The 15848-nt window shown below is 56.3% G+C and carries 9 protein-coding genes; all 9 read right to left on the bottom strand.

The features are described from left to right. Positions 1–225: 225 nt before the first annotated feature. Positions 226–3027, bottom strand: coding sequence for a lipid II flippase MurJ (locus WBK23_RS04580; protein ID WP_424482791.1), 2802 nt, complete (start codon positions 3025–3027; stop codon positions 226–228). 1105 nt (positions 3028–4132) lie between these two features. Continuing rightward, positions 4133–4417, bottom strand: coding sequence for an integration host factor subunit beta (gene ihfB, locus WBK23_RS04585; protein WP_090387490.1), 285 nt, complete (start codon positions 4415–4417; stop codon positions 4133–4135). A gap of 154 nt (positions 4418–4571) precedes the next feature. Beyond that, positions 4572–6257, bottom strand: a complete 1686-nt coding sequence (gene rpsA, locus WBK23_RS04590) for a 30S ribosomal protein S1 (protein ID WP_160015557.1) — start codon at positions 6255–6257, stop codon at positions 4572–4574. Between the two features lie 148 nt (positions 6258–6405). Beyond that, complete coding sequence (gene cmk / locus WBK23_RS04595; RefSeq protein ID WP_424482792.1) at positions 6406–7092, bottom strand: (d)CMP kinase; 687 nt, start codon at positions 7090–7092, stop codon at positions 6406–6408. Continuing rightward, positions 7089–9299, bottom strand: coding sequence for a bifunctional prephenate dehydrogenase/3-phosphoshikimate 1-carboxyvinyltransferase (locus tag WBK23_RS04600; protein ID WP_424483287.1), 2211 nt, complete (start codon positions 9297–9299; stop codon positions 7089–7091). Before WBK23_RS04600 ends, cmk begins: the two co-directional genes overlap by 4 nt. A 44-nt stretch (positions 9300–9343) precedes the next feature. Continuing rightward, a complete protein-coding gene (gene hisC / locus WBK23_RS04605) occupies positions 9344–10450 on the bottom strand; it encodes a histidinol-phosphate transaminase (RefSeq protein WP_424482793.1) in 1107 nt (368 codons plus the stop codon). 91 nt (positions 10451–10541) lie between these two features. Further along, on the bottom strand, positions 10542–11636 hold the full coding sequence (pheA, locus tag WBK23_RS04610) for a prephenate dehydratase (RefSeq protein WP_424482794.1): 1095 nt from the start codon (positions 11634–11636) through the stop codon (positions 10542–10544). After that, positions 11636–12721 (bottom strand): 3-phosphoserine/phosphohydroxythreonine transaminase, encoded by a 1086-nt coding sequence (gene serC, locus WBK23_RS04615; protein ID WP_424482795.1) that lies wholly within the window; start codon positions 12719–12721, stop codon positions 11636–11638. Before serC ends, pheA begins: the two co-directional genes overlap by 1 nt. A 93-nt stretch (positions 12722–12814) precedes the next feature. Beyond that, positions 12815–15586 carry a DNA gyrase subunit A gene (gyrA, locus tag WBK23_RS04620; RefSeq protein ID WP_424482796.1) on the bottom strand — a complete coding sequence of 924 codons (2772 nt, stop codon included), beginning with the start codon at positions 15584–15586 and terminating at the stop codon, positions 12815–12817. Between the last annotated feature and the right edge of the window lie 262 nt (positions 15587–15848).

Consider the following 15848-nt stretch of genomic DNA (forward strand, 5'->3'; position numbering starts at 1 on the left):
ATATAGCGGATTTTCGACTAGCTAGTTTTACTAAAATGCCCCAGCAGCAACCAGACCACCTATAAATATCAAGAGCATGAATAGCTACATAATAATTAATAAAAAAGGCAAACTAACAGCACAGCACTGACAAGATTCCCAACTGATAAATCACGAGCTTAGAATTTGATTAAAAACCATAAGATCTTTCCATAGACAATACAACAAAGCCCACCCCACTCCTCGTCAGACGAACTCAGCCCTCAATCGAGAAAAAATCCTTAACTGCACCATTATCATCACCACTCCAAAAATAAAAACCAGAAAAACAGCCATAAAACTTTTCAAATGAATGGACGCAGCAACCCCTCCCAAAAAGCACCAAGTGGCAAGAATCACAATTATGTCCCGCCCGGCAAGGTGCGACTGTCTCCGCGTCATCATTATGGCAGCCAAGGAAGCTGCAAGACTAGCCAGAGTCCAAGCGAGCGCAAGCCCCGCCAAACCAAATAGGGGAACGAAAATAAAACTCAGCAAGATATTAACTAGCAGCCCAAAAAACGCAGAAACAACCGCCTTAGTCGATACTGCCGAGACTGCACAGAGCTTGAATAAAATAAGAGAGGTAAGAACAAAGGGTAACTGCAAAGCCCCCAACTTTATAATCTCCACAAGACGCAAAGCTGCAGCCTCATCCTCCAGGCTGCTCATTGCGGAAAATATAATTGGCTCCGCAAATACAAAAACCGCAGCAATCACAAGGGTGCAACCCCAAGCTCCTACAATTAGCGATGTGAACAAATCACCTCTTATTCTAGCCCCCCCCCCAAGCGCTACCACTCGACTCATGTAAGGTACAAATACCGCGGCCAAGATCGCCGCACCCATCAATGATGAAACCTGCACCAGCTTACTGCCAAGCGCCCACGTAGAAACCGCACCAACACCAATGCCACCGGCAAACCAGTAGTTCACTGGCACCGCAAGCCCCGTTAACAAGGCACAGAGCGACAACCACTTGAAGTTTTGCAACATTTCGCCTTCGGCGCGAAGCGGCTGCAATGAACTTGGTAGCACATTAAAACGATAGCGGTATAAAAAAATCGAAAGTAGCAGCAGGTTACCCAACTGCCCCAGTGCCATACCAACCATTGCAACAACTAACACATCGCTGTCGCCTGCCAACAGGATCGAACCTACCACTACTGCAGGAGCGACCAACTGAGCTCCTGCCGCCAGCATTGGTCGACCATAGGAATTGATTAAACTGTTACCCGCAACAATAACGCCAGATAAAACCAACAGCAGCAATGCGATCGGAAATAACTGTACCGCATGAGAAAATTGCCCATCGGAAACGAACGCTGAAAAAATACTATCAGCAAACAACAGCAATAATACGCTCACAATTCCAAACAACAGCAATGTGAACGCAGAAACAGCTCCAAGCAGTTTCTGGATATGCATTCGCTCGGAAAGCTGAGCAATTCGTGTCGATAATGCATCACCCAGAGGAGCTGCCAGCAACGCAATAAAGAACATAGGCGGCATCATTGCCAAATAGTAACTATCAAGCCCGGCACCGAACCCAACCTTGTCAATCAGCATCAAGTCCCTGATCAACAACCCTAGAAAGCCCAATAGAGAAACAAGCATCACCATAAGCCCAGCACCGGCAGCACGCGTCCCACTGATTAACGCAGCCTGGTGGCCAGTAGCAGCCCCCCCCCCCCCACCACGCCCGAACTTTTCGGCAAGTCTCTCCAGCAACAACATCCAGCCGCAAGCACCGACCATCAAAAGCGGAAGCCATTGTCCATATCGCACTCGGTGCAAAGTGCCAAGGTTCGGACTGACATAGGAATGCACGATCAGCACAGAACCGGCCACAGCAACACACAATAATGATGGGAGGCTGAAGCGCCGAAAAAGCAAATATAAGGCACCAGGAATGAACAAATAGAAAACTAACGTTTCAAAAGCTCCAATCACCCTCGGCAGAGACAGGCGCTCCATCCAGAAACTCGGAAACGGAGCCAGCAAACCAATCTGGGCCGCGCGAGGCAAATAAGCGATCATCTCGCTTGCACTTTGCGGGGTACTTGATGAATCAATAATAGAGCCTGCCTCGACCGACAAACCATAGTTAACAAAGTGTGTACGAACCGATGACACTTTCTCAAACAATTGATCTATTTTTTGTGGCAAATAACTGGAAGCCTTCCAATTCCAGCTTCCCAAAATACTACCTCCACCCTCAGCAAACTCATTCTTTGAAGGCACTGACGGTAGTGTAAGAGCACCAATCAACACTAACAAAAGAAGGTTTCCTAACCGAGGCAACCCTGCTTTCTTATCTCCTTTTAACGACCAAGCTATACACGCAAGCCCAAACGCACCGAAAAATGCAGCAAGATAGACCATTACCAAATGCGCGCGCATGATGGAAACCAAGCCTATGCCTGCAGCGAACATTAAGGAGTTTGCAAAAATACCCCGCCATTCTCGCAACTCAAGTGAGCGCAGAAAAGCCAAAAGACACAACAGAAAACCCGTTATAACAAAGGCATCTTTATGATTTTGCCCAAACCACACTAACGCGGAAGGAAACACAAGAAAGCAAAATGCAGCAACCAGCCCTCCCCGAAAACCGTTCCTTGAAGGCTCGATCTGTAGGGCAATCAGCACTAATAAAACAGCTCCCAGCGCATGAAATCCGGCGTTTATGGGTAGAAACCAGGCGGGTTCAGGACCTAAGAGAGCATAAACTGCTGCTAATATTCCAACATGCCCAGTAGCGGAAGCTGACGGGATAAGTCGCCACTCACTCCATCCATGCATCTGAATTTGTTCAGCCATGGCGACAGCAACGCCGTGAAAAAATATAGCGTCATCACGCATCAGACCATGCCCAGCATGCATGCTCGGCATCATCGGCAATATAAGTTTCTGAAGCACCAGACCAACAACTAATGCATAAAAAAACGCAATCAGCCACAAGAAAAAAACGCTACGCACAGGAAGAATAAAATTCACTAACAGAGGCATATATATAAATTACCTATTTTTAAAAAAATAAAAGGTGCCAATCCCCGACCCAAGAAATAGCTACCGGACAATTTTACTGCCAAGCGACTTTAATACTACGAATAAAAAAGCCGATGACACCATAACGAAAGACCAGTGACAGGATGGCATAGCCAAATCCCAATAGAACAACCAAGCCCCCTTCGCTTATTAAAGCTAAAAACAGTAACCTGCTTGATACCCAACATCTAAGAAAGCTCCAACCTGAATATTTCTAAATAATTAAACCTTGAGCCAACCTGAAGCCACCACATCAATTCCAAACCACGAGTCCAACATCTATAGGCCAATAGAAAATTATAAGGTTTATCTCCGAGCACGGCTTTCAAGTAGTTAACGACTCGACCACTGGAACGTATGCAATCATCGTCGATGGCGATCACAGGAAAGTCTGTTTCAGCTAGAGCAAAAATCAGGAAATTTGGCCGAGCTAGCTTCAGGGATTACTTATTGCCCCCCTGAATTACCGCCCCCCCACTCAACGAAGTAGACTGGCTCGTTAGTACTGGCTCCAGAATGTTTTCCCGGCCAAATGCGGCAGTGCCTGAAACAAAGCTATAGATTTTTGTGTCAGATGATCTCTTCCAACTCGCATGGCACGGCTGCGGACAATGCAGATCAGTATCCAAGCGGGCAAGCTTAAACACATCGCCCAGCACAACCTGAAAGACCTACCCAAGGACGCCCTGCACAGCCCCTCTGTAAACCAGCGGCCAAAAACAGGGAATACACCAACATGATCGATCAGTGTACGAATACATCGATAACGAGCCGATCAGAGCCCAAGTAACAAAAACTGGAGTTTCCCGCACCTTGGAAAAGACGACGATCAGTCAACAGACCGCCATCGATATCATGAACAACTGATGGCAAGAATCCCTTACGCCACTCGAAGCGTCACGGGCACACTTTAGGGTATAACATGGGTTAGTCCATAGACCTCAAGAGAAGCAATCAACGCAAAGCGGCATTCTGGCATGACAAGCACTCAGATCAAACAACGTCTGAGATTAAACGCCTAAATAACGAAATCAACCAAAGCAGTTACGGGCCTAAAAATGTCAAGTTATTCATCTTCATTCACCCTATCCCGCAACTCCTTGCCCGGTTTGAAATGCGGCACAAACTTGCCATCCAACCTGACCGAGTCACCGGTTTTCGGGTTACGCCCCACGCGCGGGGCACGATAGTGCAGCGAGAAGCTGCCAAAGCCACGGATCTCGATGCGATCACCGGTCGACAGTGCCTGCGACATCTGCTCAAGCATAGTCTTGATGGCCAGCTCGACATCCTTGGACGAAAGCTGGCCCTGATGAGTAACAATGCGCTCGATCAACTCCGACTTGGTCATGGTTTTCCCTTCGTTTTCAAGCGGCTAGATCACTAGATAGTACGTTTTTAGCATGCCTGATGAGTTTTGAACAGCCTATAAAACAACACGTTAGCGAATTCCAGGCACAAAAAAGGGCGACCGAAGTCGCCCTTTTTCTCTGGATTAACCGAACTTAGTTCTGTTTTTCCATTTGCGCACGAAGCAGATCACCGAGGGTGGTCGGACCAGCAGTTTCAACCTCCTGCTTACGCATTTCTTTGATGGCTTCTTTTTCGTCTTCAACGTCTTTCGACTTGACCGACAAGCTGATTACGCGGCTCTTACGGTCAACGCTGATGATCTTGGCTTCTACTTCTTCGCCTTCTTTCAGCACGTTGCGCGCGTCTTCAACGCGGTCACGGCTAATTTCGGAGGCTTTCAGAGTCGCTTCGATGCCATCGGCCAGGGTGATGATGGCACCCTTGGCGTCAACTTCTTTAACGATACCGCGCACGATGGTGCCTTTATCGTTAACAGCAACGTAGTCGGAGAACGGGTCTTCTTCCAACTGCTTGATGCCAAGGGAAATGCGCTCACGCTCCGGATCAACGGAGAGGATAACGGTTTCCAGCTCGTCACCCTTCTTGAAGCGGCGTACAGCTTCTTCGCCTACTTCGTTCCAGGAGATATCGGACAGGTGAACGAGGCCGTCGATGCCGCCATCCAGACCAATGAAGATACCGAAATCGGTGATCGACTTGATGGTGCCGGATATCTTGTCACCCTTGTTGAACTGACCGGAGAAATCTTCCCACGGGTTAGTTTTGCACTGCTTGATACCCAAGGAGATACGACGACGCTCTTCGTCGATATCCAGAACCATGACTTCCACTTCGTCGCCGACGTTAACGACTTTGGATGGGTGGATGTTCTTGTTGGTCCAATCCATTTCGGATACGTGCACCAGGCCCTCCACGCCTTCTTCCAGCTCTGCGAAGCAGCCGTAGTCGGTCAGATTGGTTACGCGCGCAGTAACGCGAGTGTCCTGCGGGTAACGCGCCTTGATGGCAACCCATGGATCTTCGCCCAGCTGCTTGAGGCCGAGGGAAACACGGTTGCGCTCGCGATCGTACTTGAGGATCTTGACGTCGATTTCATCGCCAACGTTGACGATTTCCGACGGATGCTTGATGCGCTTCCAAGCCATGTCGGTGATATGCAGCAGGCCGTCGACGCCACCCAGATCCACGAACGCGCCGTAGTCGGTGAGGTTTTTGACGATACCTTTGACCTGCTGGCCTTCCTGCAGGGATTCCAGCAGCGCTTCACGCTCTGCAGAGTTCTCGGCTTCGAGGACGCTGCGACGGGAAACGACAACGTTGTTGCGCTTCTGGTCCAGCTTGATGACTTTGAATTCGAGCTCTTTGCCTTCCAGGTGGGTGGTATCACGCACCGGACGGACATCGACCAAGGAACCTGGGAGGAACGCACGGATGCCGTTAACGTCGACAGTGAAGCCGCCCTTAACCTTACCGTTGATAACGCCCGTAACCACTTCCTCAGCGGCGAAAGCTGCTTCCAGAACGATCCAGCACTCGGCACGCTTGGCTTTTTCGCGGGACAGCTTGGTTTCACCAAAGCCATCTTCAACCGCGTCCAGCGCAACGTGAACTTCGTCACCGACCTTGATGGTCAGCTCGCCAGCGTCGTTGTGGAACTGTTCCAGCGGGATGAGGCCTTCAGACTTCAAACCAGCGTGAACGGTTACCCAACCAGCTTGGTAATCGATGTCGACGATGATAGCGGTGATGATCGAGCCAGCCTGAAGGTTCAGGGTTTTTAGGCTTTCTTCAAACAGTTCAGCAAAGCTTTCGCTCATTTTAATTCCTGTTGATTCAGGGCAGGAAATCCGCCCAAACCACATTCCAGACAATGTGGGTACGTTCATATAAAAAGAGGCACGCGGGACTAGGACTGGTCTCCCACACGCCTCCTTGCGAGCCGGTCAGCTTAAGCAGCTGTGGCTCTTATCCGGCGAGATCGCGATTGGCGACTTCACTCAGAATTCTTTCAAGCACTTGCTCGATCGAGAGTTCGGTTGAATCCAGCTGGATCGCATCGGCTGCCGGCTTGAGCGGAGCCACTGCACGCTGGGTATCGCGCTCATCGCGCGCCTGAATCTCATCAAGAAGACTCGCGAGGTTAACATCATCGCCCTTAGCCTTCAACTGTAAGTAGCGGCGGCGGGCACGCTCCTCGGCGCTGGCGGTCAGAAATACCTTCAACAGCGCATCGGGAAATACCACCGTGCCCATGTCGCGACCATCGGCGACTAGACCCGGCATCTCCTGAAACGCCTGCTGACGCTGCAGCAAGGCCTCACGCACAGCCGGCAAGGACGCCACTTGCGAGGCTCCAGCACCAACCTGTTCATTACGGATCACATCGGTGACTTCCTCACCTTCCAGAATGATGCGCTGGCCATGGCCGTCACCGGCGGCGACAAACTGCACATCGAGATGCGCCGCCAGAACCTTCATCGCCTCTTCATTGGTCAGGTCGACGCCATGATTGCCCGCGGCGAAGGCCAGCAGGCGATAAAGCGCACCAGAATCCAGCAGTTTCCAGCCCAGTTGCTTGGCCAGTAAACCGGCAATCGTGCCCTTACCCGAGCCACTTGGCCCGTCGATGGTGATAACAGGTGCGACGATCATGCCTTGCCCTCCTCGGCCACGCGGATGCCTACCTGAGCCGACAGCGCCAGGAAGTTGGGGAATGAAGTCGCCACGTTGGCGCAATCATGGATACGGATCGGCGCAGTGGCGCGTAGCGACGCCACGCTGAAGGACATGGCGATACGGTGGTCGCCATGGCTCCACACCTCGCCACCGCCGATACTACTGCCACCGTCGATAATAATGCCGTCCGGAGTCGGCTCAACCTTCACGCCCAGGGCGCTGAGACCATCAGCCATGACCTGAATGCGGTCCGACTCTTTGACCCGCAGTTCCTCGGCACCGCGCAGTACTGTGCGCCCTTCGGCCACGGCGGCGGCGACGAACAGCACCGGGAATTCATCGATGGCCAACGGCACCAGGTCTTCCGGGATATCAATACCCTTGAGCTTGGCACTGCGCACACGAATGTCCGCCACCGGCTCGCCACCAACTTCACGCTGATTTTCCAGGGTAATGTCGCCGCCCATCAGTTTGAGGATATCGATCACCCCGGTGCGGGTCGGGTTGATACCGACGTGCTCAAGCAGCAGCTCGGAGTCTTCGGCAATACTGCCGGCAACCAGGAAGAACGCTGCCGAGGAAATATCCGCAGGCACTTCGATATGTGTAGCGGTGAGCTTATGACCCGACTCAACACTGGCAGTGCTGCCATCCACGCGGACCGGGCAGCCAAAGCCACGCAACATGCGCTCGGTGTGGTCGCGGGTCGGCGCTGGCTCGGTGACCGAGGTAGAACCTGCGGCATAGAGGCCAGCCAACAGCAGGCAGGATTTAACCTGAGCGCTGGCCATCGGCATTTCGTAGCGCATACCAGACAGGCGCTGACCACCACGAATGGTCAGCGGCGGCCGGCCTTCTGCAGCGGTTTCGACTACCGCGCCCATTTCACGCAACGGCTTGGCAACACGGTTCATCGGGCGCTTAGTCAGCGAAGCATCGCCGGTGAGTACGCTATCGAACGGCTGGCCAGCCAGTAGACCAGACAGCAAGCGCATGGACGTACCCGAGTTACCCAGGTAGATCGGTCCCGGCGGCGGCTGCAGACCGTGCAGACCTACGCCATGAATGGTTACGCGACCATGATGCGGACCTTCAATGACCACGCCCATATCGCGGAACGCTTGCAGCGTCGCCAGGGCATCTTCGCCTTCGAGGAAGCCTTCAACTTCGGTGGTGCCTTCCGCCAGCGCGCCGAGCATGATTGAGCGATGGGAGATGGATTTATCGCCTGGCACACGAATCTGCCCAGACAGTTTGCCACCAGGATTAGCCAGAAAAATCAGATCATTCGAGTGCATAGCGTCCACATAGGCCCTGCGGGCCAAAATTTTGCCGAAATGCTCACGGGCCACCCGGGCGCGGGTAAAGACGCCCAGCAGTTGATGCCCATCCCCAGCGTCGACCGCATCACGCAGAGCGTTGAGGTCGTCGCGAAATACATCCAAGGTGCGCAGCACCGCCTCGCGATTGGCGAGGAAGATGTCGTGCCACATCACCGGGTCGCTGCCGGCAATCCGCGTAAAGTCGCGAAAGCCACCGGCGGCGTAACGGAAAATTTCCAGGTTCTCGCTGCGCTTGGCCAGTGAGTCGACCAGGGTAAAGGCCAGCAGGTGCGGCAGATGGCTGGTAGCGGCGAGCACCTGGTCGTGATGCTCGACCTGCATATGCTCGACATCCGCACCCAGGGCACGCCACAGCGCATCGACCAGCGTCAGCGCCGCCTCGTCACTCTGCTCAAACGGCGTGAGAATCACCTTATGCCGACGGAACAGCTCGGCATTGGCCGCCTCGACGCCGCTCTGCTCGGAGCCGGCAATCGGGTGGCCCGGCACGAAGCGCACGATTTTGTCGGCAAACGCCAAACGCGCGGCGCGCACCACACTGCCTTTGGCACTGCCTACATCGGTCAGCACCGCATCGCCCAGATCCAGCTTGGCCAGTTCGCCCAGCAGCTTCTCCATGGCCAGGATAGGCACCGCCAGCTGAATCACTGCGGCACCCTGACAGGCGACAGCCAAGTCAGCCTCACAGCGATCCACCACGCCCAGCTCTACCGCCAGGCGGCGCGATTCGGGGTCCAGATCGACGCCGACCACCTCGCGGCACAAGCCACGCTCACGCAAGCCCTTGGCGAAAGAGCCGCCAATCAGACCCAGGCCAATCACCACCAGGCGGCCGATCATAGGGGCGGCGGATTGCACCAGCGTGACAACCGCAGTCGACTCACTCACGCGCGCAACACCGTGGCCAAGGCCTCAAGGAAGCGCGCGTTCTCTACCGGCAGACCGATGGAAATGCGCAGAAAATTGGGCATGCCATAACCAGCCACCGGCCGCACGATCACCCCGGCGCGCAGCAGCGCCTGGTTGATGGCCGCCGTATCGCGGGCGAAATCAACACAGATAAAGTTGCCCTTGGAGGGAATCCAGCTCAGGCCCAACTCGCGCAAGCCCGCTTCCAGTTGCGCCATGCCGGCATCGTTGACCTGGCGGCTCTGCAACAGATAGTCGGCATCTTCCAGCGCCGCACTGGCGGCGCTCAAGGCCAGGCTGTTGACGTTGAATGGCTGGCGTACGCGATTAAGTACATCGGCGATCTGCGCCGAGCTGATTGCATAACCAACGCGCAGCGCCGCCAGGCCATAAGCCTTGGAGAAGGTGCGCGAAACCAGCAGATTCTCATGCTGGGCCAAATATTTCAGACCGTCCGGCAACTCATCGCCTTCGGCGTATTCGATATAGGCCTCATCCAGCACCACCAGCACGTTCTGCGGCACACGCGCGAGAAAACGCGCCAGCGCGTCGGGACCGAACCAGGTGCCGGTCGGGTTGTTCGGGTTGGCGATAAACACCACGCGGGTGTTTTCATCGATGGCCGCCAGCATGGCTTCCAGGTCGTGGCCGTAGTCCTGCGCCGGCACCACTTTGCCCTGAGCACCTACGGCCTGGGTCGAGATGGGGTAAACGGCAAAAGCGTACTGGCTGAACACCGCATTAAGGCCTGGGGCCAGATAGGCGCGGGCGACCAGATCGAGAATGTCATTGGAACCATTGCCCAGCGTGACCTGATTGATCTGCACGCCGCAGCGCGCAGCCAGGCGGCTTTTCAGCTCGAAGCCATTGCCATCGGGGTAACGGGTCAGCTCGGTCAACTCGCCGCGAATCGCTTCCAGCGCCTTAGGGCTTGGACCCAGCGGATTCTCGTTGCTGGCCAGCTTGACGATGCTGGCCGGGTCCAGATCCAGCTCACGGGCCAGCTCATCCACCGGCTTGCCAGGCACGTATGGCGACAACTGCTGTACGCCTGGCTGGGCCAGGGCGAGGAAATCGGTCATAGCAAAGCCTCACGCTTAACGCCGCAAACTCCAAGCTCAGCCAGGCGTCGATCCGCTTGTAGCTTGAGACTTGGCGCTTGCCACTGCAGGTTTAAAGTACCGCTTTGGGGTAGGAACCCAGCACCTTGAGGGCCACGGCTTCCTGATTGATGCGCTCCAGCACGTCCTTGATCAGCGGATCGCGGTGGTGGCCGACGAAGTCGATAAAGAACACGTAGGTCCACTTGCCGCTGCGCGACGGGCGGGTTTCGATGCGCGTCAGGTCAATGCCGTTGCTGTGGAACGGCACCAGCAACTCGTGCAGCGCACCCGGCTTGTTGCGCATGGAGACGATCACCGAGGTCTTGTCGTCGCCGGTCGGCGGCACTTCCTGGCTACCAATGATCAGGAAGCGCGTGGAGTTGTCCGGACGGTCTTCGATCTTCTCCGCCAGCTTGGTCAGCCCATACAGGCTGGCCGCCATATCGCCGGCAATCGCCGCGCTGTTCCACTCGCTTTTCACCCGCTTGGCTGCATCGGCGTTGCTCGATACCGCCACGCGCTCGACGTTCGGGTAATGCGCGTCCAGCCATTTGCGGCACTGCGCCAAGGACTGGGCATGGGAATAGATGCGGGTGATTTTGTCGGTCTTGGTGGTTTCACCGACCAGCAGGTGGTGGTGAATGCGCAGCTCGACTTCGCCACAGATGACCATGTCGTGTTCGAGGAAGCTGTCGAGCGTGTGGTTGATCGCGCCTTCGGTGGAGTTCTCCACCGGCACCACGCCAAAGTTCACCGCACCGGCAGCCACTTCGCGAAACACTTCGTCGATCGCCGCCATCGGCACACTGATCACTGCATGACCAAAGTGCTTCATCGCCGCCGCTTGGGAGAACGTGCCTTCCGGACCGAGGTAAGCGACCTTAAGCGGGTTCTCCAAAGCCAGGCAGGAGGACATGATTTCGCGGAACAGCCGCGCCATTTCCTCATTACCCAACGGACCGCTGTTGCGTTCCATCACGCGCTTGAGCACCTGGGCTTCGCGCTCGGGGCGGTAGAACACCGGTTTCTCGCCGACCGGCAAGGCCTTCATCTTGACCTTGGCGACTTCTTCGGCGCAGCGTGCACGGTCGCTGATCAGCTCGAGAATTTTCTCATCGAGGTTATCGATGCGCACGCGCAGGGCTTGCAGTTCCTGTTCGGACATCAGCCGTGCTCCTTCTCGAACTCGGCCATATAGGCGACCAGCGCTTCAACAGCGTCCAGGCCAACGGCGTTGTAGATCGAAGCGCGCATGCCGCCGACCGAACGGTGCCCCTTGAGATTGAGCAGACCGCGCGCGTCGGCACCGGCGAGAAACGGCTTGTCCAGCTTCTCGTCGGCCAGGCGGAACGGCACGTTCATCCAGGAGCGGGCATTCACGGCAATCGGGTTGCTGTAGAAATCGCTGGTATCGATGGCCTTGTACAGCAGGTCTTTCTTGGCGCGGTTGATCCGCTCCATCGCGGCGACACCGCCCTGCTCCTTCAGCCATTCGAACACCAGGCCGGACAGATACCAGGAGAAGGTCGCCGGGGTGTTGTACATCGAGCCGTTATCGGCAGCGATCTTGTAGTTGAGCATGGTCGGACAGACGCTGCGGGCACGGCCGAGCAGGTCTTCACGAACGATGGTCACCACCAGGCCGCTGGGGCCGATGTTCTTCTGCGCGCCGGCGTAGATCAGGCCGAACTTCGACACATCAATAGGGCGCGAAAGGATGTCGGAAGACATATCCGCGACCAATGGCACGTCGCCCACTTCGGGAATCCAGTCGAATTGCAGGCCACCGATGGTTTCGTTGCTGGCGTAGTGCAGGTAGGCGGCGTCTTTCGACAGTTGCCACTCGTTCTGCCCAGGAATCGCAAAGTAGTCGTACGGTTTGGCGCTGGCGGCGACATTGACATTACCGTAGCGGCTGGCTTCCTCGATGCTTTTCTTCGACCAGATACCGGTGTCGATATAGTCGGCCACGCCGTCTTCCGGCAGCAGGTTTAGCGGAATTTCGGCGAACTGCTGGCTCGCGCCGCCCTGCAGGAACAGCACTTTATAGTCGGACGGAATTTCCATCAGGTCGCGCAGGTCCTGCTCGGCCTTTTCCGCGATCGAGGTGTACTCCTCGCTGCGGTGGCTCATCTCCATCACCGACAGGCCTTTACCCTGCCAATCGAGGAGCTCCGCCTGGGCGCGTTGCAGAACAGCTTCAGGAAGCGCGGCCGGGCCGGCGCAGAAGTTAAAGGCTCGCTTGCTCACATCCACTCTCGCTCAAAAATGGTGGGCGGGCTGGCATCACCAGCAGCCGCCAAATCCTACGCCGTCAGGGGCGAGCGCACTCGCCCCGACAGATCACTCTTCGCTGATCGGGCTTTCGTCAGCTGCAGTATCAGATGCCTCTACGGCATCTTCAGCGGCCTCTTCAAAGCCTTCTTCGCCTTCCAGCAGCTCGTCGTCATCTTCCGCCGAAGGCTCCTGCACCCGCTCCAGGCCTACCAGGGTTTCATCCTTGGCCAGCTTGATCAGGGTCACGCCCTGGGTGTTACGACCCAGGCTGGAGACTTCGCTAACGCGGGTACGTACCAGAGTGCCCTGGTCGGAAATCAGCATGATTTCCTCGCCTTCAAGCACCTGCACCGCACCGACCAGCTTGCCGTTACGCTCGTTGCTGACCATGGCGATCACGCCCTGGCCGCCACGACCGCGACGCGGGAACTCGGCCATCTCAGTGCGCTTGCCGTAGCCACGCTCGGAGGCGGTGAGAATCTGCGCTGCGGACTCAGGGATCAGCATGGAGATGATCTGCTGACCCTCGGTCAGACGCATGCCGCGTACACCGCGAGCCGTACGACCCATGGTGCGCACTTTGCTTTCTTTGAAGCGAATTACCTTGCCGCCGTCGGAGAACATCATCACTTCGCGGGCACCGTCGGTCACGGCCGCGGCGATCAGGGTGTCGTCTTCGTCCAGCTTGAGGGCAATCAGGCCGGAGCTGCGCGGCCGGCTGAACTGCACCAGCGGGGTCTTCTTCACAGTGCCTTTGGCAGTTGCCATAAAGATGTAGGCACCGGTCGGTTCATCTGCGCTGTCGTCGTCTTCGGACTCTTCGCCCTCAGACAGGTCCTCGACCTCTTCAACCTCGACCACCACACCTTCGATATCGTCCTGCTCGTCGCCTTCCGGTGCCTGCTGACGCAGGGCTTCCAGATCAACCTGGAGCATAGCGGTGATGCGCTCGCCCTCACCCAATGGCAGCAGGTTGACCAGCGGACGACCACGGGCCGCACGCGAGGCTTCCGGAATTTCGTAGGTCTTCAGCCAGTACACCTTGCCCTTGCTGGAGAACAGCAACAGGGTGGCGTGGCTGTTGGCGACCAGCAGATGCTCGATGTAGTCCTCATCTTTAACCCCAGTCGCTGACTTGCCCTTACCGCCACGGCGCTGCGCCTGGTAGGCATGCAACGGCTGGCTCTTTGCATAGCCACTGTGAGAGATGGTGACCACGCGCTCTTCTTCGGTGATCAGGTCAGCCAGGCTCAGGTCCAGACGGTTGTCGAGGATCTCGGTGCGGCGGGCATCGCCGAACTCGGCCTTGATCGCTTCCAGCTCTTCGCGGATCACTTCCATCAGGCGCACGGCGCTGTTGAGGATGCGGATCAGTTCGCCGATCTGGGTGAGGATTTCCTGGTATTCGGCCAGCAGTTTTTCATGCTCAAGACCGGTCAGGCGGTGCAGACGCAGTTCGAGGATGGCCTGGGCCTGGTCCGGCGAAAGGAAATACTTGCCGTCGCGCAGACCGTACTGCGGATCGAGGTCATCCGGGCGGCAGGCGTCGGCACCGGCACGCTCGACCATGGTTTCCACCGCACTGGATTCCCAGGGCGTGGCAATCAGCGCCAGTTTGGCTTCGGCCGGAGTCGGCGAGGCCTTGATCAGGGCGATGACCGGGTCGATGTTGGACAGGGCAACGGCCTGGCCTTCAAGGATATGACCACGTTCGCGGGCTTTTCGCAGCTCGAACACCGTGCGGCGGGTAACCACTTCACGGCGGTGCAGAATAAAGGCTTCGAGCATGTCCTTGAGGTTAAGGATCTTCGGCTGGCCGTCGATCAGCGCCACCACGTTGATGCCGAACACGCACTGCATCTGGGTCTGGGCGTAGAGGTTGTTCAGCACCACTTCCGGCACTTCGCCGCGGCGCAGCTCGATCACGATGCGCATGCCGTCCTTGTCGGACTCATCGCGCAACTCGGTGATGCCTTCGAGTTTCTTCTCTTTAACCAGCTCGGCGATCTTCTCGATCAGACGCGCCTTGTTCAGCTGGTACGGCAGCTCGCTGACGATGATCTGCTGACGGCCGCCAACCTTGTCGATGTCTTCAATAATCGCGCGGGCACGCATATAGATGCGCCCGCGGCCGGTGCGATAGGCCTCGATGATGCCGGCGCGACCGTTGATGATCGCCGCCGTCGGGAAGTCCGGGCCCGGGATGTGCTGCATCAGCTCATCGACCGTCAGCTCGCCGTTATCGATCAGGGCCAGGCAGCCATTGATCACTTCCGTGAGGTTGTGCGGCGGAATATTGGTCGCCATGCCCACAGCGATACCGCTGGAACCGTTAACCAGCAGGTTGGGGATCTTGGTCGGCATCACCGCCGGGATCATTTCGGTGCCGTCGTAGTTCGGCACCCAATCCACGGTTTCTTTGTGCAGGTCGGCCAGCAGCTCGTGAGCCAGCTTGGTCATGCGCACTTCGGTGTAACGCATGGCGGCCGCGTTATCGCCGTCCACCGAACCGAAGTTGCCTTGACCGTCAACCAACAGGTAACGCAGGGAGAATGGCTGAGCCATCCGCACGATGGTGTCGTATACCGCCGTATCACCGTGGGGGTGGTACTTACCGATTACGTCACCGACCACACGGGCGGACTTCTTGTATGCCTTGTTCCAGTCGTTGCCCAACTCACTCATGGCAAATAGCACGCGACGGTGCACGGGCTTCAAGCCGTCACGTGCATCCGGCAGCGCTCGCCCGACAATTACGCTCATCGCGTAATCGAGGTAGGACTGCTTGAGTTCGTCTTCAATATTGACCGGGAGGATTTCTTTGGCCAGTTCGCCCATGAGTAGCCTGGTTCCTTTTTCTGGTGAAACTCCGCGCCATTCGTCCTGAACGACGCGAAGCTTGCCGCTGCGGCCCTGATGGCCAGCAACGACTCACGACAAATCAATGAGTTATGCCATGTATCTGCGCAGTTGAGAGGCCCGCAACAGGCACCTCCGAAAACCGCCGGAGCTTACCACAATCACCGCCGCGCACCTATCCCCAGCACCAGCCTACCGACTAGCAGACCGTCGAAAACTACTGCGCTCGGCTATGCCGCGT

This window comes from Pseudomonas sp. (genome assembly GCF_049653025.1).
In the GTDB taxonomy this organism is placed as follows: Bacteria; Pseudomonadota; Gammaproteobacteria; order Pseudomonadales; family Pseudomonadaceae; genus Aquipseudomonas.

Bases quoted from the DNA above. Each gene is read 5' to 3' on its own strand.
- gyrA (WP_424482796.1), bottom strand. From the start codon at position 15,586: ATGGGCGAACTGGCCAAAGAAATCCTCCCGGTCAATATTGAAGACGAA.
- pheA (WP_424482794.1), bottom strand. From the start codon at position 11,636: ATGTCCGAACAGGAACTGCAAGCCCTGCGCGTGCGCATCGATAACCTC.
- rpsA (WP_160015557.1), bottom strand. From the start codon at position 6,257: ATGAGCGAAAGCTTTGCTGAACTGTTTGAAGAAAGCCTAAAAACCCTG.
- hisC (WP_424482793.1), bottom strand. From the start codon at position 10,450: ATGACCGATTTCCTCGCCCTGGCCCAGCCAGGCGTACAGCAGTTGTCG.
- ihfB (WP_090387490.1), bottom strand. From the start codon at position 4,417: ATGACCAAGTCGGAGTTGATCGAGCGCATTGTTACTCATCAGGGCCAG.
- WBK23_RS04600 (WP_424483287.1), bottom strand. From the start codon at position 9,299: ATGATCGGCCGCCTGGTGGTGATTGGCCTGGGTCTGATTGGCGGCTCT.
- cmk (WP_424482792.1), bottom strand. From the start codon at position 7,092: ATGATCGTCGCACCTGTTATCACCATCGACGGGCCAAGTGGCTCGGGT.
- WBK23_RS04580 (WP_424482791.1), bottom strand. From the start codon at position 3,027: ATGCCTCTGTTAGTGAATTTTATTCTTCCTGTGCGTAGCGTTTTTTTC.